13 protein-coding genes and 1 pseudogene are annotated in these 18,830 nt (G+C 52.2%); 7 read left to right on the top strand and 7 right to left on the bottom strand.

The features are described 5' to 3' along the window. Positions 1-5: 5 nt before the first annotated feature. A complete protein-coding gene (locus tag ACFOMG_RS14600; protein ID WP_376867677.1) occupies positions 6-3,722 on the bottom strand; it encodes a nitrate reductase subunit alpha in 3,717 nt (1,238 codons plus the stop codon). A 346-nt stretch (positions 3,723-4,068) separates the two neighbouring features. Between ACFOMG_RS14600 and ACFOMG_RS14595 the strand changes: the two genes are divergently transcribed. Next, positions 4,069-5,835, top strand: coding sequence for a histidine kinase (locus ACFOMG_RS14595; protein ID WP_376867675.1), 1,767 nt, complete (start codon positions 4,069-4,071; stop codon positions 5,833-5,835). 51 nt (positions 5,836-5,886) lie between these two features. On the opposite strand, the gene ACFOMG_RS14590 is transcribed toward ACFOMG_RS14595, so the two are convergent. Both ACFOMG_RS14590 and cadR read right to left on the bottom strand, forming a co-directional pair. Beyond that, complete coding sequence (locus tag ACFOMG_RS14590; RefSeq protein WP_376867673.1) at positions 5,887-6,264, bottom strand: helix-turn-helix domain-containing protein; 378 nt, start codon at positions 6,262-6,264, stop codon at positions 5,887-5,889. Between the two features lie 136 nt (positions 6,265-6,400). After that, positions 6,401-6,808: a Cd(II)/Pb(II)-responsive transcriptional regulator gene (gene cadR, locus ACFOMG_RS14585; RefSeq protein WP_004364961.1), complete on the bottom strand. Its 408-nt coding sequence runs from the start codon at positions 6,806-6,808 to the stop codon at positions 6,401-6,403. 95 nt (positions 6,809-6,903) lie between these two features. Between cadR and ACFOMG_RS14580 the strand changes: the two genes are divergently transcribed. The 3 genes and pseudogenes from ACFOMG_RS14580 (at position 6,904) to ACFOMG_RS14570 (ending at position 9,614) form a co-directional block, all read left to right on the top strand. Further along, positions 6,904-7,800, top strand: a complete 897-nt coding sequence (locus ACFOMG_RS14580) for a cation transporter (RefSeq protein WP_376867657.1) — start codon at positions 6,904-6,906, stop codon at positions 7,798-7,800. Positions 7,801-7,803: 3 nt separating this feature from the next. After that, entirely contained in the window at positions 7,804-8,316 is a 513-nt protein-coding gene (lspA, locus tag ACFOMG_RS14575; RefSeq protein WP_006956201.1) for a signal peptidase II, read from the top strand. A gap of 21 nt (positions 8,317-8,337) precedes the next feature. Further along, positions 8,338-9,614: pseudogene (locus ACFOMG_RS14570) on the top strand (ISL3 family transposase). Between the two features lie 35 nt (positions 9,615-9,649). Here the strand turns inward: ACFOMG_RS14570 and ACFOMG_RS14565 are convergent. Beyond that, complete coding sequence (locus tag ACFOMG_RS14565) at positions 9,650-10,489, bottom strand: hypothetical protein (RefSeq protein ID WP_376867656.1); 840 nt, start codon at positions 10,487-10,489, stop codon at positions 9,650-9,652. A gap of 205 nt (positions 10,490-10,694) precedes the next feature. On the opposite strand from ACFOMG_RS14565, the gene ACFOMG_RS14560 reads away from it, so the two are divergent. Further along, the gene (locus ACFOMG_RS14560) at positions 10,695-11,567 is read left to right on the top strand and encodes a metal-dependent hydrolase (protein WP_376867655.1); all 873 of its coding nucleotides are present in this window, start codon (positions 10,695-10,697) and stop codon (positions 11,565-11,567) included. A gap of 68 nt (positions 11,568-11,635) precedes the next feature. Here the strand turns inward: ACFOMG_RS14560 and ACFOMG_RS14555 are convergent, their stop codons facing one another. Together ACFOMG_RS14555 and gdhA are read right to left on the bottom strand one after the other, a co-directional pair. Further along, entirely contained in the window at positions 11,636-12,586 is a 951-nt protein-coding gene (locus ACFOMG_RS14555) for an LpxL/LpxP family acyltransferase (protein WP_376867654.1), read from the bottom strand. A gap of 109 nt (positions 12,587-12,695) precedes the next feature. Continuing rightward, complete coding sequence (gdhA, locus tag ACFOMG_RS14550; protein WP_376867652.1) at positions 12,696-14,048, bottom strand: NADP-specific glutamate dehydrogenase; 1,353 nt, start codon at positions 14,046-14,048, stop codon at positions 12,696-12,698. A 264-nt stretch (positions 14,049-14,312) separates the two neighbouring features. Here gdhA and ACFOMG_RS14545 point away from each other — a divergent pair, with 264 nt between their 5' ends. After that, the gene (locus tag ACFOMG_RS14545; RefSeq protein ID WP_376867651.1) at positions 14,313-15,950 is read left to right on the top strand and encodes an FAD-dependent oxidoreductase; all 1,638 of its coding nucleotides are present in this window, start codon (positions 14,313-14,315) and stop codon (positions 15,948-15,950) included. A 2-nt stretch (positions 15,951-15,952) separates the two neighbouring features. Continuing rightward, positions 15,953-17,617, top strand: coding sequence for an acetolactate synthase large subunit (locus ACFOMG_RS14540; protein ID WP_376867649.1), 1,665 nt, complete (start codon positions 15,953-15,955; stop codon positions 17,615-17,617). Between the two features lie 88 nt (positions 17,618-17,705). On the opposite strand, the gene ACFOMG_RS14535 is transcribed toward ACFOMG_RS14540, so the two are convergent. Beyond that, positions 17,706-18,101, bottom strand: a complete 396-nt coding sequence (locus tag ACFOMG_RS14535; RefSeq protein WP_376867777.1) for a helix-turn-helix domain-containing protein — start codon at positions 18,099-18,101, stop codon at positions 17,706-17,708. Positions 18,102-18,830: the final 729 nt, after the last annotated feature.

Here is an 18,830-nt window from a genome sequence, read left to right as displayed (position 1 = left end):
CGGCGTTATTCAGTGTCGAGCCAGTCGACTTTGCTCATCTTACGCACCACCACAAACTCATCGCGGTTGCAGCCCACTGTGCCGTAATAGTTAAAGCCATAGGCCTGCTGGGCATAACCACCAATCATATGGGTGGGCTTCATCACTGCCCGGGTGACCGAGTTATGGATGCCACCCCGGGTGCCGGTCATTTCCGATCCGGGTACATTTACAATACGTTCCTGAGCGTGATACATCATGCTCATACCTTCCGGTACCCGTTGTGACACCACCGCCCGCGCAGCAATTGAACCGTTAACATTAAATATTTCGATCCAGTCGTTATCGGCAATGCCGGCTGCTTTGGCATCGGTTTCACTGATCCAGACAATCGGACCACCACGCGATAACGTCAGCATCAGCAGGTTGTCTGAATAGGTGCTGTGAATGCCCCATTTCTGGTGTGGGGTAATCCAGTTCAGGACAATTTCTTTATTACCGTTAGGATTTTTATTCAGGACCGGCTCGACCGTTTTCAGATTGATCGGTGGCTTGTAGGCGCACAGTTGCTCACCAAAATCACGCATCCAGTCATGATCCTGGTAAAACTGCTGCCGGCCGGTAATGGTGCGCCACGGAATCAGTTCATGCACATTGGTATAACCGGCGTTATAGGAAACGTGTTCGTCTTCCAGACCGGACCAGGTCGGAGAAGAAATAATTTTACGCGGCTGCGCCACGATATCGCGCCAGCGGATTTTTTCTTCCTCCTTCGGTTTCGCCAGATGGGTATGATCCAGGCCGGTAATTTCTCCTAATGCCTGCCAGGCTTTAACAGCGACATGGCCGTTGGTTTCCGGTGCCAGACTAAGGATCATTTCACAGGCATCAATCGCGCTGTCCAGTTTGGCTAAACCTTTATTGGCGCCCTCTTCGGTATGGGTATAATTCAGCTGACGTAACAGCCCCACCTCTTCTTTTGTATCCCAGCTGATGCCTTTACCACCGTTTCCGATGTTTTCCAGCAGCGGGCCGATTGAAGTAAAGCGGGCATAGGTGTTGGGGTAATCGCGCTCCACCACATTCAGATGCGGCATGGTTTTACCCGGCACGGGTTCGCACTCCCCTTTCCACCAGGCTTTCACCCCATAAGGCTGGGCCAGTTCGGCCGGAGTGTCGTGATGCATCGGTGTGGTTACCAGATCGGTTTCCTGACCCAGATGGCCTTCACACACGCGGGAAAATTCTTTGGCAATGCCTTTAAAAATTTCCCAGTCGGAACGCGCTTCCCAAACCGGGTCGATGGCGGCACTGAGTGGATGAATAAACGGATGCATATCCGAGGTATTCATATCGTCTTTTTCGTACCAGGTCGCGGTTGGCAATACGATATCGGAATACAAACAAGTGGTAGACATGCGGAAGTCCAGCGTGACCCACAGATCAACCTTACCTTCGGCTCCTTCATCCTGCCATTCAACATCCTGTGGTTTCTGGCCACCAAAATCACCCAGATCTTTTCCTAACAAACCATGCTTGGTGCCGAGGAAATGTTTCAGCATATATTCATGGCCTTTACCGGAGGAACCGAGCAAATTTGAACGCCAGACAAACATATTGCGCGGGAAATTTTTTGGATTATCCGGTTGTTCACAGGCAAATTTCAGCTCGCCGCTTTTCAGCTGAGCAACGACATAATCCTGTACCGTCATACCCGCCTGTTCTGCGGCTTTATGCAGATGCAAAGGGTTGGTGCCTAACTGAGGTGCAGACGGTAACCAGCCCATACGTTCAGCGCGGCTGTTAAAGTCAATAATGCTGCCATTCCACTTTTCTTTTGGCGCCAGCGGTGAGATTACCTCCTGCATATTCAGTTTTTCATAACGCCACTGACTGGAATGGTTATAGAAAAACGAGGTACCGTTCATATGCCGCGGCGGGCGTTGCCAGTCGAGTCCGAAAGCTAACGGCGTCCAGCCGGTTTGTGGGCGTAATTTTTCCTGGCCAACATAATGCGCCCAGCCGCCGCCGGTCTGACCGATGCAGCCACACATCATCAGCATATTGATCAGGCCACGGTAATTCATATCCATGTGATACCAGTGGTTCAGCGCCGCTCCGACAATCACCATGGAACGGCCACGGGTTTTTTCGGCATTTTCAGCGAACTCGCGGGCGATACGAATCACATCCTGACGGGCAACACCGGTAATCGCTTCCTGCCAGGCCGGTGTATAAGGGACGTTATCGTCAAAGCCAGAAGCACGATTATTATCACCAATACCATTATCGACGCCGTAATGGGCCAGCATCAGATCGAATACGGTGGCGACCTGTGCCTGACTGCCATCCGCCAGTTCAATGGTTTTCACCGGCACTTTACGTAACTGAATATTACCGTGTTCGGTATGCTGGAAATAATCGTACTCATGAGGTGCGTCACCAAAATACGGGAATGCCACTTCAGCGAATTCTGCACTCTGATCCTTCAGCGACAGCGCCAGATTGATATCACCATTGCGGTCTTTTGCTTCCAGATTCCATTTGCCTTTTTCACCCCAGCGATAACCAATAGCACCGTTCGGGCTGGTCAGTTTGCCATCCTGGTTAACGGCGATGGTTTTCCAGTCCGGGTTATTGTCTTCCCCAAGATTATCCAGCAGGTCGGCCGCGCGCAGGAAACGACCACCAGTCAAGTGGCCATTACTTTGTTCCAGCATAACCAACATTGGCATATCGGTATAACGGCGGCTGTATTCATCAAAATAAGCACTTTGTTTATTGACATAAAATTCCTGCAGAATCACATGGCCAAACGCCATCGCCAGTGCCGCATCGGTTCCCTGACGGGGCGCCAGCCAGGTATCGCCGAATTTTGATGCTTCGGAATAATCGGAGGTAATCACACAGGTTTTGGTACCTTTGTAACGTACCTCGGTCAGGAAGTGGGCATCCGGTGTACGGGTCTGAGGAACGTTAGACCCCCAGACGATAATGTAATTGGAGTTATACCAGTCGGCCGATTCCGGCACATCGGTTTGCTCACCCCAGATCTGTGGGGACGCCGGTGGTAAATCACAATACCAGTCATAAAAACTCAGACAGTTACCACCGATCAGCGACAGATAACGCGCACCCGCAGCATACGACACCATCGACATAGCCGGGATTGGTGAAAAACCGGTGACCCGGTCCGGGCCATATTGTTTGGTGGTATACACGTTGGAAGCGGCAATCAGCTCATTCACTTCATCCCAGCTGGCGCGGACAAAACCACCCAGTCCACGGCGTTCTTTATAGCTGCGTGCTTTGTCAGGATCTGTGACGATGGATTCCCAGGCTTTCACCGGATCACTGTGTTGTGCTCTGGCTTCACGCCACAGTTTCATCAACTGGCCGCGAACTTTGGGGTATTTAAGCCGGTTAGCGCTGTAGATATACCAGGAATAACTGGCGCCGCGCGGACAGCCACGAGGTTCGTGATTAGGCAAATCGGGACGGGTACGGGGGTAGTCGGTTTGTTGGGTTTCCCAGGTTACCAGTCCGTCTTTGACATAAATTTTCCAGCTACAGGAGCCAGTACAGTTTACCCCGTGCGTAGAGCGGACAACTTTATCGTGCTGCCAGCGCTGACGGTAACCTTTTTCCCAACTTCTGTCTTCGTCCGTTGTGGCACCGTGGCCATTGGAAAAAGTTTCTTTCCGGGTTCTGAAAAACCTGAGCTTTTCCAGTAGATGACTCATAGCTAACTCCTGAAGCGTCCCTAAAGACCAACTAAAATATACGCCTACATACTGTAATATTTAGGCAAGCGGGAATAGCTCGGGAAAAGCTGACAAAAGCCGACAACAGGCCTCGGATTACCCCTTATTGGGTAGCCCTGAAAATCAACAAACCTTTGATTTTATTGGACTTTTAAAGATTCCATAAAAAATTACTGCGACAGATCAAGGGCATAAATTCAAGGGGGGTAGCTATAATTAATCGCCATTATCAATAATCATTATCAGATAATCAGACATTTACCCGTATCGCTGAAGAAATCCAGTGGGTAATATAAAGCTTCATTTTTCTGCATCGTTTTCAGCCATGAAACAAACCTCCGTCATCACCCGCATTAATCTCGCCATGAGTGTCATTATATTAATGGCAATATCAACAATAATGGTGTCCTACTGGTTATCCAATCAGACAGATAACGATGCTTACGCTATTAACAGTGCCGGATCGCTGCGTATGCACAGTTACCGTTTATTACTGCCGGGGGGAAACGAATCAGATAGCCAGGCCGTTATTAACGCTATTTTTACTAATAATATTATGAAAAACGTGGTAAGAAATTCCGGTGCAACCCCGCTGTTTGATGAATTACGTGAGCGTGGCAAAAACCTGAGTTCATTACTCGGAAATACGGCGCTGAGCAATGGTGAAAAAACGGTCATTATCAATAATTTTGTCGATGACCTTAATAAACTGGTGCTGATTATCCAGCAGAATACCGAACAGAAAATAAAGAAACTCCGTACTTTTCAGATTATTGCGTTTTTTATCACCGTTATTTTATCCGCCATTGTTATTTACTGGATACACCTGCAATTGACCGTGCCGCTGGTCAGCCTGACCAAAACCGCACGCCAGATCAGTATGGGAGATTTTTCCTGCCAGCTGCCAACAGCCAGTGGTAGCGACGAACTCAGCGTTTTGTCGCGCTCGTTTGAACATATGTGTAAAGCCATCGCTTATATGTACGAATCACTGGAAAAACAGGTAGAAGAAAAAACCGAGGAACTGAGAAACAGCAATAAAACCCTGAGTTTTCTTTATAAGCTTGCCCGGCGCACCAGCACCCATGATATTAAAAGAGACGATTTTAATGCCATCCTCAATGATCTTTCACTGATCACCGGCATCAGCGACATCGAACTGTGCCTGCTGACGGAAAGCGGTGATATTCCTTACCTGCAGATTAATGGCAATAAAGAACTGGATGATGACTGCAAAGCCAGAAACTGCCGGGATTGCCTGAATCCGGATATGCAACAAGCGGCAGCGATTAATTTTCCGATTTCACGGGAGAACCGTGAATACGGGGTGTTAAGTATTCATCAGCAGCCGGGGACTCTGCTGGACTGGCAAAAAGATTTATTCACTTCGGTCGCCAATCTGTTTGCGATTGCCATGAGCCTGCAGGGCGAGGAGGAAAATATTCGCCGTATCACCCTGATGAAGGAGCGCAACGTCATTGCCCGGGAGCTGCACGACTCACTGGCACAGGCGTTATCTTACCTGAAAATTCAGGTAACGCGCCTGAACCGGGCCATGGGAAAATCAGATTTTGAGATAATGATGGATGTATCCGGCGAGCTGAAACAGGGGCTGGACTCCGCCTACCGGCAATTACGTGAATTATTAACCACCTTCCGCTTAAAAGTAGACAGTAAAGGATTGCTGGAAGCGCTGCAGAAAACCGTCGACCAGTTTCATGAACAGTCTGATATGGACATATCACTGAACTACGATATTTTTAATATTCCGCTGTCGCCGCAGGAAGAAATTCACCTGTTACAAATCATTCGTGAAGCCAGCCAGAACGCCGTACATCATTCTCACGGCGAAAATATTCATATCAATCTGTATCGTGACACACAACACCAGGTGATACTGGAAATTGAAGATGATGGCATCGGCATCGGTAACGACCCTGAAAAGCGTAACCATTACGGCATGGCCATTATTCAGGAACGGGCACATCAGCTGGCCGGTAACGTGGAAATAAAAAAACGCGACAGTGGTGGCACCGGTGTGTATTTCCGCTTTACACCGGAAGCGATGAGAAAACCCGCAGCGCAATACTGAAGCCTGGTTTTGATACTGACAGGTGTGATCTTGGCAGTTGTGATGCTGGCGTCACAAAATCCAGTACAACGCCTCCAGCGCCACCGCTACCTGTATGCGGTTTTCGGCCAGCGGTCGCGGCAACATAGCTTCGGCCCTGGCCAGCCGGCGTAACAGCGTATTACGATGGGTATGCAGCCGTTTTGCCGCCTCACTGGCGTTGCAGCCACATTCAAGAAATACATGTAACGACTGACGTACCACTGCCGGTGCCTGCGCCAAATCTCCCAGCACATGGCCGGAATAATGCTGAATGGATTTTGCGTCTTTGGCTAAAAACGCCATCAGCCGCACACGATCATAACTCACCAGCTGAACATGAGATTTCAGCCGCCCTAATACCCGCTGCGCCGCCTGGGCATCCAGATGCGAGCGGCGAAAACCATCCATACCACAGCCACCTTCACCATAACTGAGGCGGATATGGGCTTTATTTTTTGGGTAAGCGGATTAAATGGTTGATCTTACCTTTGCATGAGAGTGAGACAGACCGGCATCTCATCGGATTATCTGGTTGATGCTTCACCTACTGCTGGTGCATGTTTCCTTCGCTAATTCCAGCAAGAACCCCACACGCCTCTACTTCCCGGTCATCGTTGCAACTCGCTCTCAGTGAAACGAGTTGTTTCTCAAGCGCTTGCAGAGCGGTTATCTGCGACCGCACATGAGAGATGTGATCATCGAGCAAGGCGTTGACGGCGGTACAAGGCTGATGAGGGTCGTCCTGATAGCTCTGTAGTTCGTGAATCTCAGCCAGTGACAGGCCCAGGATTCTGCAGCGACGGATGAAGGCCAGCCCCTCACCATGCTTCTCGGTATAGACACGGTAACCGTTGTCCTGCCGATCAGGCGGCGGCAACAAGCCCTGCTGTTCATAGAAGCGGATCGTCTGTGTTTCGACCCCTACCAACTGCGCCAACTGACCAATGCGCATCAGCCTCCTCCCCAACGGATTCTTTACTCTATTGACCTTATAGTAGCTTTATAGTTTTAAATGGTACCACAACATTGTTCAAGTGGAGTCGTATCATGAGCAAATCCTGTGGTGGCGCCTGTGGCGGTGATGCAATGTCCGCAGCGGATACCGATATACAGGCCTCCTCCGAGGCGCCAGGGGAATGGGTCAGTGTTTATGCCGTGCCGAAGATGGACTGTCCATCAGAAGAACGAATGATTCGCCTAGCCCTGAACGGCTTTGAGGAGATTCGGGCGCTGTCCTTCGACTTGTCGAACCGCCGGCTGAAGGTCGTGCATGACGGCGAGGTCGAGCCCGTCACCTCGAAACTGAAGACCTTGGGGCTAGGCGCCTCGCTTCAGGAAACCGTCGCTGCAAATCCGGAGACCATCAAGGCCGCCGAGTTTTCGGCAGCTTCTGCTAAGCAAGAATCCGGGACCCTGCGCTGGTTGCTCGGCATCAATGCACTTCTGTTCCTGGTGGAAATGACTGCCGGTCTGATCGCCCAGTCAACTGGCCTCATTGCAGAGTCCCTGGACAATTTTGCCGATGCGGCGGTGTACGGGCTTGCCCTTTATGCGGTTGGACATAGCGTGAAAATGCAGGTACGTGCCGCGCATCTTGCTGGTGTACTGCAACTGATCTTGGCTGTGGGCGTGCTCGTAGAGGTGGTGAGACGCTTTGTATTCGGTAGTGAGCCTGAATCGCTGGTGATGATGGCTATCGCATTCGTCGCATTGATTGCCAATACCAGTTGTCTGCTGCTCATATCCAAACATCGGGAAGGCGGGGCGCACATGAAGGCAAGCTGGATATTCTCGGCCAACGACGTGGTGATCAACCTGGGGGTCATCACCGCCGGCGCCCTGGTCGTGTGGACCGGTTCCAATTATCCGGATCTAATTATCGGCACCATCGCGGGGCTCGTCGTGCTTAACGGTGCCAGGCGCATTCTGGCGCTCAAGGGTTAAATAATGCTCATTATCGGCAAAAAGCTCTCGCCGTACGCCCTGTTGTCCATATCGGGCCTGCTGGCAACGTCTGATCAAGCTGTAAAGTGGCTGGTGCAGCAATCAATGGCCTATGGCGAGTCTGTTTCGGTGACCCCGTTCTTTAACTGGGTGCACCTAAGGAACACCGGTGCCGCATTCAGTCTTTTTGCGAATGGTGGAGGCTGGCAGCGCTACTTTTTTATCGGGATCGCGGTGGCGGTCTCAATTTTTCTGATCAAGCTGATCCTTGAAAATCGTCATAAAGGAGAAGCCATCGCTTACAGTCTTATCCTCGGTGGCGCCATGGGCAACCTGATTGACCGGGTCTTTCGTGGCTATGTTGTGGATTCCTTTGATTTCTATTGGCGAGACTGGCATTGGCCGGCCTTCAACCTGGCTGATATTGCAATTGTCCTCGGTGCCTTACTTTTCGTTTCCGGCAGCTTTTTGGGTAAAAAAACAAACACCAATGCCGAGTCGGATGGATCTGACTGAAACCTTCGCCTATACAACACCATGACCGAACTTCCCGACAACATCCTTCACCTGCCGCAATACCAAGTACTGGGCTGCAAAACCACCGACGACGACATGCACTTCCAAGTGGACGCGCCCGATCCCATTGCCTGCGAAGAATGCGGAGTGCAGGGTGAGTTCGTACGGTTCGGCAAGCGTGACGTTCCCTATCGTGATCTGCCCATCCACGGCAAGCGGGTCACTCTCTGGGTGGTCCGCCGCCGATACACCTGCCGGGCCTGCAAGACAACATTCAGGCCCCAGCTACCGGAGATGGTGGACGGATTCCGTATGACACTGCGGCTGCATGAGTACGTGGAGAAGGAATCCTTCAACCACCCCTACACCTTTGTGGCGGCACAGACCGGCCTGGACGAGAAGACGGTGCGCGACATCTTCAACGCCCGCGCCGAGTTCCTGGGGCGCTGGCACCGCTTCGAGACGCCCCGCATCCTGGGCATTGACGAGCTATACCTGAACAAGCGCTACCGCTGCATTCTGACCAACATTGAGGAGCGAACCCTGCTCGACCTGCTGGCCACCCGCCGCCAGGACGTGGTGACCAACTACCTGATGAAGCTGAAAGACCGGCAGAAGGTCGAGATCGTCAGCATGGACATGTGGAACCCCTACCGGGCAGCGGTCAAGGCTGTGCTGCCCCAGGCCCGTATCGTGGTCGATAAGTTCCATGTGGTGCGCATGGCCAACGATGCCCTAGAGAGAGTGCGCAAGGGCCTCAGAAAGGAGCTGAAACCGTCCCAGAGCCGGACCGGAAAATCCTGCTGAAACGCGCTCACGAAGTCTCAGACCGGGAGCGCCTCATCATGGAGACCTGGACAGGCGCGTTCCCGCAACTGCTGGCCGCCTACGAGCACAAGGAGCGCTTCTACGGCATCTGGGACGCCACCACACGGCTCCAGGCAGAAGCCGCCCTGGACGAGTGGATAGCCACCATCCCGAAGGGCCAAAAGGAAGTCTGGAGCGATCTGGTCAGGGCAGTGGGAAACTGGCGCGAAGAGACCATGACCTACTTCGAGACGGACATGCCCGTCACCAACGCTTACACGGAGTCCATCAACCAACTGGCCAAGGACAAGAACCGTGAAGGGCGCGGTTACTCCTTCGAGGTGATGCGGGCACGAATGCTCTACACCACGAAGCACAAGAAGAAGGCACCGACTGCGAAGGTCTCTCCTTTCTACAAGAAAACCATCGGTTACGGACTGCCGGACTTCGCAGAGGAACTCAACTACGGAGTCGATCTATCAACCATCTGAGGGTGGTATCAGATTGATGGGGTGAAGGTGCCCCATCAACCATTAAATCCGTATACCCTATTTTTTAGCACTTTTTCGTTTAGCGGGTATTCTGCTGCCGTCCAGACCCAGATTAGCGCCGGACTGACAATAATTTTTAACGCCCGGCTTTGCTGGCAGGCTTTCTGAAACGCACTGGCCAGTTGTTCCAGATCTGCAATTTCCGTATCAATTTCTTCACTCCAGATGATCGCACTGTGATGGGGCTGGCTAAACGGATAATTCAGCAGCCGTTCGGCGTCCTGTAAAGCGACAGCATCACCGGCCACGATGCGCGAGATAAGCTCACGCTGCTGTTCCGCTAAGCCCGCTTTGCGGCTTTCTTCATCCTGTTTTATACGCTGCATCGCCAGCTGCAGGCTGTCGTCGATAAAGGCACTGATCGACAATGAGGAAATTTCCAGCAACTGCTGTAATTCAGCCGGTTCCCGGGTCAGCTGAAAAACAATTTTCATCCAGTATTGCCAGGCGATGTCCTGCACTGAGCGGGCATTGTTCAACAACACCTGGGGCGCCTGATCGGGGAAAATTTCATTCAGGCTGAGTACCGCTTCCTCCACCAGAAACGCACTCACCGGCTGGTCCGGGTGCTCAATCACCGCGTTTAACCAATGAATGGTGGCGGCACGGATGGCCCGTCGTTGTTTCACTGACAGCAGTGGGTCAAGGTACTGATTATCTGCTCCGACGGCTCTGAAATTGCCCCCTTCCAGCTGATCCAGCACTTCCGGACTGGTCGCCAGCTGCAGTGCCAGTTCAGCACCACAGCGCAGCAGTTCAACGATTCTGGGGGTGATCCCGGGCCAGCGCTGGCGGGTACTGACGGCAAGTTTCATATTGTCTCCGCGGCCATAAAAAGTGCAAATTGCACCAAATATATCCCCTTTAGTGTTGTTTTGTACATTGATGACCCACTGATCCGTTCATAAGATGATCAGTCTCAGCCTCGTAAGCCTGTTACAGGCCCCAGGCAAACCACAATAACAACAACCCGGACGGTAGCCGTTTGTCATCGCCACCAGGCCGGCACAGGGAAACACCATGACCAGACACCCACAACCGGCCATTGAGGCCCGCAAAGATATCGACTTTGGACTGGATTCTGATTTTCCGAAGTACTGGAACGCGGACGATCCGTTTAAAACCCGCATTATGGATGCGCTGCAGCTCAGCTTTCCGGATGGTGAGCGCTATTTTATTTCCAGTGTGCGTGCCTTCCGGGATCGTATCAGCGACAGCCAGCTGCAGCACGATGTAAAAGAGTTCACCCAGCAGGAAGCGCAACACGGCATTGCGCATACCCGTTTTAATCAGCTGCTGGCTGCCCAGGGTATGCCGATGGAAAAAATTCTGAACGAGCTTAAAGACTACATTAAACGCGACCAGGCACGTTATTCGGATGAATTTAATCTGGCATTAACCGCCGCTTACGAACATTTTACCGCGCTGCTGGCCGAAACCTTTTTTTCCCGAAAGGAAGTGACTGCTGATATCCACCCGAAAATGTGCGCCATGTTTGCCTGGCATGCCATTGAAGAAATGGAACACCGTTCAGTCGCCTTTAACGTGATGAAAACGGTTGCTAAGGTAGGGTATATAAAACGTTGCATCGCCATGGTGATCGCCACCCGGCATACCACCTCGGTGATGTTTAACTATGCCGATGAATTGCTGCAGGCCGATGGTTTTTCCTGGTGGCAACGTCGTTTAATGGTGCTGAAAAACCTCAACTGGATGTACGGCCGCAGAGGTATTCTGTCGTCGATGTTGCCCAAACTACTGATGTATTTTAAACCCGGCTTTCACCCGGAAAATATTCCCGTTATTCATAATTATGGTGAATGGGTCAGGGTGTATGATGAGACCGGCAATCCGCATCAGGCCTGCGATGCATTATTAGCAGCTGCTTATTAAAACAGCGAAAACGGCCCGGGAAGTTCTTTCCCGGGCCGTTTTATCAGCACATCTGATCGCCGTGAATATTATTTTTTAGGCTTGCGTTTTTTCTTCGGATAAAACGGCTCTTCGCCTTCCGGACGGGAACGGAAACGACGGTGCAGCCATAAATATTGTTCCGGGTGTAAGCGCACAAATTGCTCCAGCTGAGCATTCAGGCGGGTCGCTGCGGTGACGTCGTCATCATCCTGAAAGTTTTCCAGAATCGGGGATACATGAATGGCATATTTGCCATTACCTTCGGCAAACTGGCTGATCATCACCACGGTTGCACCGGTTTCCCGGGCAATCGCCATCGGCGCTTTTAAGGTTGCTGTCTGAATACCAAAAAAGGGGGCAAACACCGAACGTTTACCACCGAAATCCTGATCATAACCATACCAGACGGTATTACCCTGCCTGATAAACTCCATCATCTCTTTCAGTTCATATTTGCTGAACTTATTGTGGCTGTAAGCAACCCGTGAACGCTCAATTAATGCGTCAAATAACGGGTTATCATTTGGCCGGTACATATAATTAAAATCAAACGTATGATTGGCCATTGGCCCGGCCAGATCGAGAATGGAAAAGTGGCCGCCTACCAGCAGTACCCCTTTGCCACGGGCCTCCGCCTCGGCCAGATGTTCACGGCCATACACGGTCAGATTATTCAGTACCGGCTGATGATTGCCCCACCAGGCAGTGGTGGTTTCCACCATGCCGGTCATATTGGCAATAAAAGTATCTTTAATCAGCTGTTGCTGTTGCGTATCGGATAGTTCGGGAAAGCAAGCGCGGATATTGGCCTGGGTTATCTGTAACCGGCTGCCGCCCAGCTTCAGCATCAACAAACCCAGCTGACGGCCAAGCCATATCTTGCCGGAATAAGGCAATAACGAAATCAGAAACATCAGGCTGATACCCAGCCAGGTGAGCCAGTATTTGGGGTGCAGGAAGTTGCGGTAATAATATTTCGGGTAAATTTGAGTTTTCATTCCGGCTCTGTGCAAAAAATAAACCGGACGATTCTATGCGTACCGGCAGCTGCATTCAACTGCCAGGCCGGACTGGCGCTCTGACACCAGTCCGGCCAACCTGCGCCGGTTACACCGCGCCCTGTTCGATCATGGCCTCTGCCACCCGCTTAAAGCCGGCAATATTGGCACCCAATACCAGGTTACCTGGCTGGCCAAACTGTTCGGCGGTCTGGCTGGCGGTCACATAAATGTTTTTCATAATGCCTTTTAACAGTTCATCAACCTGCTCAAAACTCCAGCTCTGCATACTGGCGTTCTGGGCCATTTCCAGCTGACTGGTCGCCACACCGCCGGCATTGGCGGCTTTACCCGGGCCATAAGCAATGCGGGCATCGATAAAGGCATTCACCGCCGCCTGGGTTGATGGCATATTCGCCCCTTCACTGACCAGCTGACAGCCATTGGCCAGCAGTGCCTGAGCATCGGCGCCGCTGAGTTCGTTCTGGGTGGCACAGGGGAAAGCCGCATCGGCTTTAAAGCGCCACACCGCATGGCCATCCTGCGGATCATCACTGCGCGGAATATATTGTGCGTCGCCATGGGTTTGCAGATAGTCGAGCAGGCTGCGCCGCTCCACTTCCTTCAGCTGCTTCAGTAACGCCAGATCAATGCCTTTGTCGTGATACAAGGTACCGCGTGAGTCGCTGCAACTGACCGGCACAGCCCCCAGCTGGTACAGCTTTTCGATGGCGTAAGTCGCCACGTTACCGGCGCCGGACACCAGACACTTTTTACCTTTCAGGCTGTCACCACGGGCTTCGAGCATCGTTTCGGCAAAATACACCGCGCCATACCCGGTGGCCTCTTTGCGTACCAGTGAACCACCCCAGAGCAGGCTTTTACCGGTTAACACACCTTCGTAGCGGCCGGTCAGGCGTTTGTATTGACCAAACAGATAACCAATCTCACGGGCGCCCACACCAATATCACCGGCCGGCACATCGGTGGCCGGGCCAATATGGCGGTATAACTCGGTCATATACGACTGACAAAAACGCATGATTTCGGCATCGGAACGCCCCGCCGGATCAAAGTTGGCGCCGCCTTTACCGCCACCGATTGGCAAGCCGGTTAAGGCGTTTTTAAAAATCTGCTCAAAGCCGAGAAATTTGATGATGCTGGCGTTGACACTCGGGTGGAAGCGCAAGCCGCCCTTATAGGGTCCTAACGCCGAGTTAAACTCCACCCGGTAACCTTTGTTAACGTGAATCTGTCCCTGATCATCCATCCAGGGCACACGGAACATAATCTGCCGCTCCGGCTCCACCATACGCTGAATAATGGCCTGCTGCTGATAACGGCCGGAGGTTTCCAGCAAGGGTTCCAGTGATTCCAGTACTTCTTCCACCGCCTGATAAAACTCACACTGAGCCGGGCTGGTTTGCTTCAGGTCATCGATGGTCTGATGGATATAAGTCATTAACGCTTGGTCCCCCGGGAACAAAAGTGGTGCGCCAGGCCGTTTTACCTGCGCCGGATTTATTTAATATTTCTGTCATTATAAAGATTTTCGAATTTTTTTGATAAAAAAGTTAATAAACCACAATAACCATACGGATATACAGACAACAGCTGCGTCCGCCAGGGTCAAATCCAGCGGCCCGCCGGGTCAATCTTATGACCGCAGGCTGAGGTATGCTGAACGCCATCTCCTGCAACAACAATAATCATCAAGGACTGCTGTATGACCACCTCTTTCACCTCCGACGCGCTGGTTGTTGGCGGCGGTATCGCCGGCATCGTTACCACTCTGGAGCTGCTGCGCGCCGGCAAAAGTGTCACCCTGGTTGATCGCGATACTCCCGAGCGCCTGGGCGGCCTGGCACTCTGGGCGTTTGGTGGCATGGCGCTGGTCGGCACGCCACTGCAACAGAAGATGGGCATTCCGGATAACCCACAACGGGCGCTGCGCGACTGGATACGGTTTGGTGAGCTGGACGAAAACGACCGCCACTCGCTGGCCTGGGCGCGCTACTACGTCGAACATTCACGCACTGAGGTATACGACTGGCTGACGCAGGAAGGCATTAAATTTATGCCTGCGGTGAACTGGGTGGAACGAGGCCGCTTTGGCGAAGGCAACAGCGTGCCGCGCTACCACGTGGTATGGGGCACCTCCCGTGAATTAACCCGCAGCCTGATCCGCGCCATGCACCAGGCCGCCGCAGACGGCCAGCTGACCCTGTTACACCGCCACAGCATTGATGAATTAATCCGCCAGGGTTCAGCGGTGTGTGGCGCTCGTGGTCATCATATGGATCACGGACATACGCTGACGTTTCACGCGTCCGACGTGGTACTGGCCTGTGGCGGCATTAATGGCAGCCACCAGCAGGTACGCAAAAACTGGCCGGCGCACCGGCCGCTACCCGAGACTCTGCTGAACGGCGCCCACCCCTATGCCGACGGTCAGTTACATCAGCTGGTCAAAGAGCGCTTCGCCGGTCATATCGTCAATGCCGGCGAAATGTGGAATTATGCCGCCGGTTTTCCTCATCCTTACCCACATTTTGACGGTCATGGGTTATCCACCATCCCCTGTAAATCAGCACTGTGGTTAAACCATAAGGGCGAACGTATTGGTCCTGAACCGCTGGTCACCGGCTTTGATACCCACGAGTTATGTCAGCGTGTGGCACAACAACAAAAGCCCTGGACCTGGCACCTGTTAAACTGGCGGATTGCGGTGAAAGAATTTGCCATTTCCGGTGCTGAACACAATCAGCGCATTCGTGATAAACAATTTATCCGCTTCGTTAAAGAACTGCTCATTACCGGTAACCAGAATCTGGTTAAACAAATGGCGGCAGAAAGTGACGACTTTATTGTTGCCGATACCCTGGCAGAGCTGGCCGGGAAAATGAACGCCCTCACCTGCTCACACGATATCGATAGCGCACAACTGCAACAAACCGCCGATGACTTCGACGCTAATTTTGCCAAAGGCCGGGCGCTGGAAAACGACGATCAGATCCGTCGTATTTTACACGCCCGTCAATGGGGGCCGGACAAGCTGCGCACCTGTAAGCCGGCGCCACTGCAAAAGCCTGGCGCCGGGCCATACATCGCCATCCGTATGCAATTAATTACCCGTAAAAGCCTGGGCGGCTTGCGCACTGATCTGAACAGCCGGGTATTGGGCGAAAACAACCAGCCGCTGGCGGGCTTATATTGCGTCGGTGAAGCTGCCGGTTTTGGTGGTGGCGGGGCCAATGGCAAACGCTCGCTGGAAGGTACCTTTTTGCCCGGTTGTATTATGACCGCCCGGGCGGCGGCACGCGCCATTATTGGCCAGCCGTCAGAAGAATTATCAGGAGAATAATAATGACAAAACGTAATGGCGCTCAGGCGCTGATGAAAACTCTGGTCGATGCCGGTGTCGAAGTCTGTTTCAGTAACCCAGGCACCAGCGAAATGCATTTTGTCGCCGCACTCGACAGCGAACCCAAAATGCGTGCGGTACTGGCGTTATTTGAAGGAGTTGCCACCGGTGCCGCCGACGGTTATGGCCGTATGGCCGACAAACCTGCCGCCACGTTATTGCACCTGGGGTGTGGCCTGGGTAACGGTCTGGCCAACCTGCACAACGCCCGTAAAGGTAAAACACCGATAATTAATATCGTCGGCGACCATGCCACGTATCACGTTAAGTACGATGCCCAGCTGCAATCGGATATTGAAACCGTCGCCCGCAATGTATCGCCGGAATTCGTGCGTACCTCAACCAGCACCGACGCTCTGTGCCAGGACGCCGCCGATGCCATTACCTCAGCACGTACCTACCCGAACAAGGTCTCAACCCTGATCCTGCCCGCGGATGTTTCCTGGGGAGAAGGGGCAAAACCCGCAACCGTAGCCGCCATCCCCGAAGCGCCGGTTGCCGCCGATGAGGTGGTTGGCGAAATTGCCAAAGCCATCCAGTCCGGTAAAAAAACAGCCTTATTGCTGGGCGGCCGGGCACTGCGTGAACCCAGCCTGATGGCGGCAGCGAAAATTGCCGCCAAACATGGCGTGAAATTGTTTGCCGAAACCTTCCCGACCCGGATCGAACGCGGTGAAGGGTTACCGCCGGTCGAGCGTATTGCCTACCTGGCCGAAATGGTAGGCGTGCAACTGGCGGATATTAAACATCTGATTACCGTCGATGCCAAAGCGCCCGTGTCTTTCTTTGCCTACCCGGGCAAAAAAAGCTACCTGGTTCCGGATGGCTGTCAGCTGCATGAACTGGCGAGTCCGGAGCAGGATGCCCTTGCCAGCCTGAATAAACTGGTTGACGCACTGGGCGCCGGCGACAGTCAGCCGGTCCTGCAACACGCCGCACGTGCCGGCCGGCCGAAAGGCAAATTAACCGCCGAAAAAGTCTGCAAAGCGGTTGGCCATTTTTTACCCGACAACGCCATTATCATGGACGAAGCCATTACCTCCGGGCTGATGCTGAATAAAATGACTGAAGGGTCACCCCGTCACGATATGCTGACATTAACCGGTGGTGCTATCGGTCAGGGTCTGCCGAATGCGATTGGCGCCGCCGTGGCCTGCCCCGAACGGCCGGTGATTGCACTCATTGGCGATGGCACGGCGATGTATACCAATCAGGCGCTTTGGACCATGGCCGCCGAGAATCTGAATGTCACCAGTATTATTTTTAACAACGCCTCCTATTCCGTACTCAATATCGAACTGGAACGCGTTGGCGCCGAGTCGATTGGCGAAAAAGCCAAATCGCAACTGGACCTAAAAGGTGCAGCGCTGAATTTTGCGCAACTGGCACAGAGCATGGGAGTACATGGGGTGCGGGTATCCAGCGCGGAAGAGTTTAATAAAGCACTGCAATACGCACTGCAACATGACGGTCCGAACCTGATTGAAGTCATGGTGCCGGAATCGTTAAACGGAACCAAACGCAAAGTATTACCCTGGGTATTAAAATCCCTGCCCGGATTACCTTTGTCGTTAACCCGGGCGCTGAAAAAGAAAATAGCGCCGTAACGTTATAGCCACGGTAATAACGGTATTACCGTGGCTGTTGCTGTCATGGCAACCGCCGTTACGACTGCCATTACTAACAGGATACCGACTATCCCAGCTGTGGTTGCAGCGTGTGGACCATAGCGACCGCCGCAGCCCGGCTTTCGAGTGACAACTTGCGGTAGATATTCTTCAGGTGCCATTTAGTGGTAGCCGCCGTAACCTCCAGTTGTTGAGCTATTTCCTGATTACTCAAGCCCTGCGACAACAGCATCAATACCTCACGTTCTTTTGCAGTCAATTGTTGAAGTTTCGAGCATACATCATTGTCCACAGATGCCTTATCCGGGAAGATCAGACCCCGGTATAACGACAAATAAAAAGCCGGTGCTTCAAGCTCACCCCGTTCAATCAACTGGGCCAAAATGGGCGCTAGCAACGGGGCTTCATCGAATAGTGTACGATTAAATAATAACCAGCCATAAAAGCTCACTGCCTGCTGCATCAAGGATCTGGCGCGTACTTTTTTCCCCATGTGCCAGTAAGCGACAATAATCTGAGCTTCCGCCACCAGCGCCCGGACCTGATAATCCAGTTTCAACAGTTCATCGCGTAATGGAGTCAGGAGTGTGACCACATCCTGAAAACGGCGCTCATAAAGCCACATCATGGCGCGTGTTTGAGATAAATAATCGCGTACATCGAGTATCAATGACACTTCCGGTTCATCCAATACATCAATATTGAATTTATCACATAAGTACTTAATCGATTTTGTGTCATGACGACAGATCGCCTGACGCATCCGCTCCGCTGCAAGTTTCCCCTGATACCTTGGGTAGTTTCCCAATGATAAAAAGCGTTGCAATCGGATCAGATAATCGAAACTTTTTTCATCATCACCGGATAACTGAAGAATCCGGGCATAGTAGAGATAAAAATGGATAATAACTTCAGTAGAGCAAGCCTGATTAATATAAGGCATTACCTGTTCGCATAATTTCCTGGCACTGCAAAGATCATTTCTTTCGTAATACAGAATCAACATACCGGCTGCGTAGTTTTGCCACCCAGGGTCTTGCGGGTTTTCTCGTTTATTATTAAATGCCTGAATTAATTGCTGAGCAGCCTGTGGAGTGTAGCCCCGGTATTGGTCACAAGCGATCAACAACATTTCACTAAGACTGGCGAGATAAGTCTGCTGACGCTGCGACATAAACAGCAAGGCTTCCCG

The sequence above is a fragment of the Bacterioplanoides pacificum genome (assembly GCF_042648445.1).
Classification (GTDB): domain Bacteria; phylum Pseudomonadota; class Gammaproteobacteria; order Pseudomonadales; family Oceanobacteraceae; genus Bacterioplanoides; species Bacterioplanoides pacificum.
This window is presented reverse-complemented; position numbering and strand designations above follow the sequence as displayed.

Coding starts and splice junctions, on each gene's coding strand:
- ACFOMG_RS14600 (WP_376867677.1), bottom strand. CDS start 3,722: ATGAGTCATCTACTGGAAAAGCTCAGGTTTTTCAGAACCCGGAAAGAA.
- ACFOMG_RS14595 (WP_376867675.1), top strand. CDS start 4,069: ATGAAACAAACCTCCGTCATCACCCGCATTAATCTCGCCATGAGTGTC.
- ACFOMG_RS14590 (WP_376867673.1), bottom strand. CDS start 6,264: ATGGATGGTTTTCGCCGCTCGCATCTGGATGCCCAGGCGGCGCAGCGG.
- cadR (WP_004364961.1), bottom strand. CDS start 6,808: ATGCGCATTGGTCAGTTGGCGCAGTTGGTAGGGGTCGAAACACAGACG.
- ACFOMG_RS14580 (WP_376867657.1), top strand. CDS start 6,904: ATGAGCAAATCCTGTGGTGGCGCCTGTGGCGGTGATGCAATGTCCGCA.
- lspA (WP_006956201.1), top strand. CDS start 7,804: ATGCTCATTATCGGCAAAAAGCTCTCGCCGTACGCCCTGTTGTCCATA.
- ACFOMG_RS14565 (WP_376867656.1), bottom strand. CDS start 10,489: ATGAAACTTGCCGTCAGTACCCGCCAGCGCTGGCCCGGGATCACCCCC.
- ACFOMG_RS14560 (WP_376867655.1), top strand. CDS start 10,695: ATGACCAGACACCCACAACCGGCCATTGAGGCCCGCAAAGATATCGAC.
- ACFOMG_RS14555 (WP_376867654.1), bottom strand. CDS start 12,586: ATGAAAACTCAAATTTACCCGAAATATTATTACCGCAACTTCCTGCAC.
- gdhA (WP_376867652.1), bottom strand. CDS start 14,048: ATGACTTATATCCATCAGACCATCGATGACCTGAAGCAAACCAGCCCG.
- ACFOMG_RS14545 (WP_376867651.1), top strand. CDS start 14,313: ATGACCACCTCTTTCACCTCCGACGCGCTGGTTGTTGGCGGCGGTATC.
- ACFOMG_RS14540 (WP_376867649.1), top strand. CDS start 15,953: ATGACAAAACGTAATGGCGCTCAGGCGCTGATGAAAACTCTGGTCGAT.
- ACFOMG_RS14535 (WP_376867777.1), bottom strand. CDS start 18,101: ATGCAGCAGGCAGTGAGCTTTTATGGCTGGTTATTATTTAATCGTACA.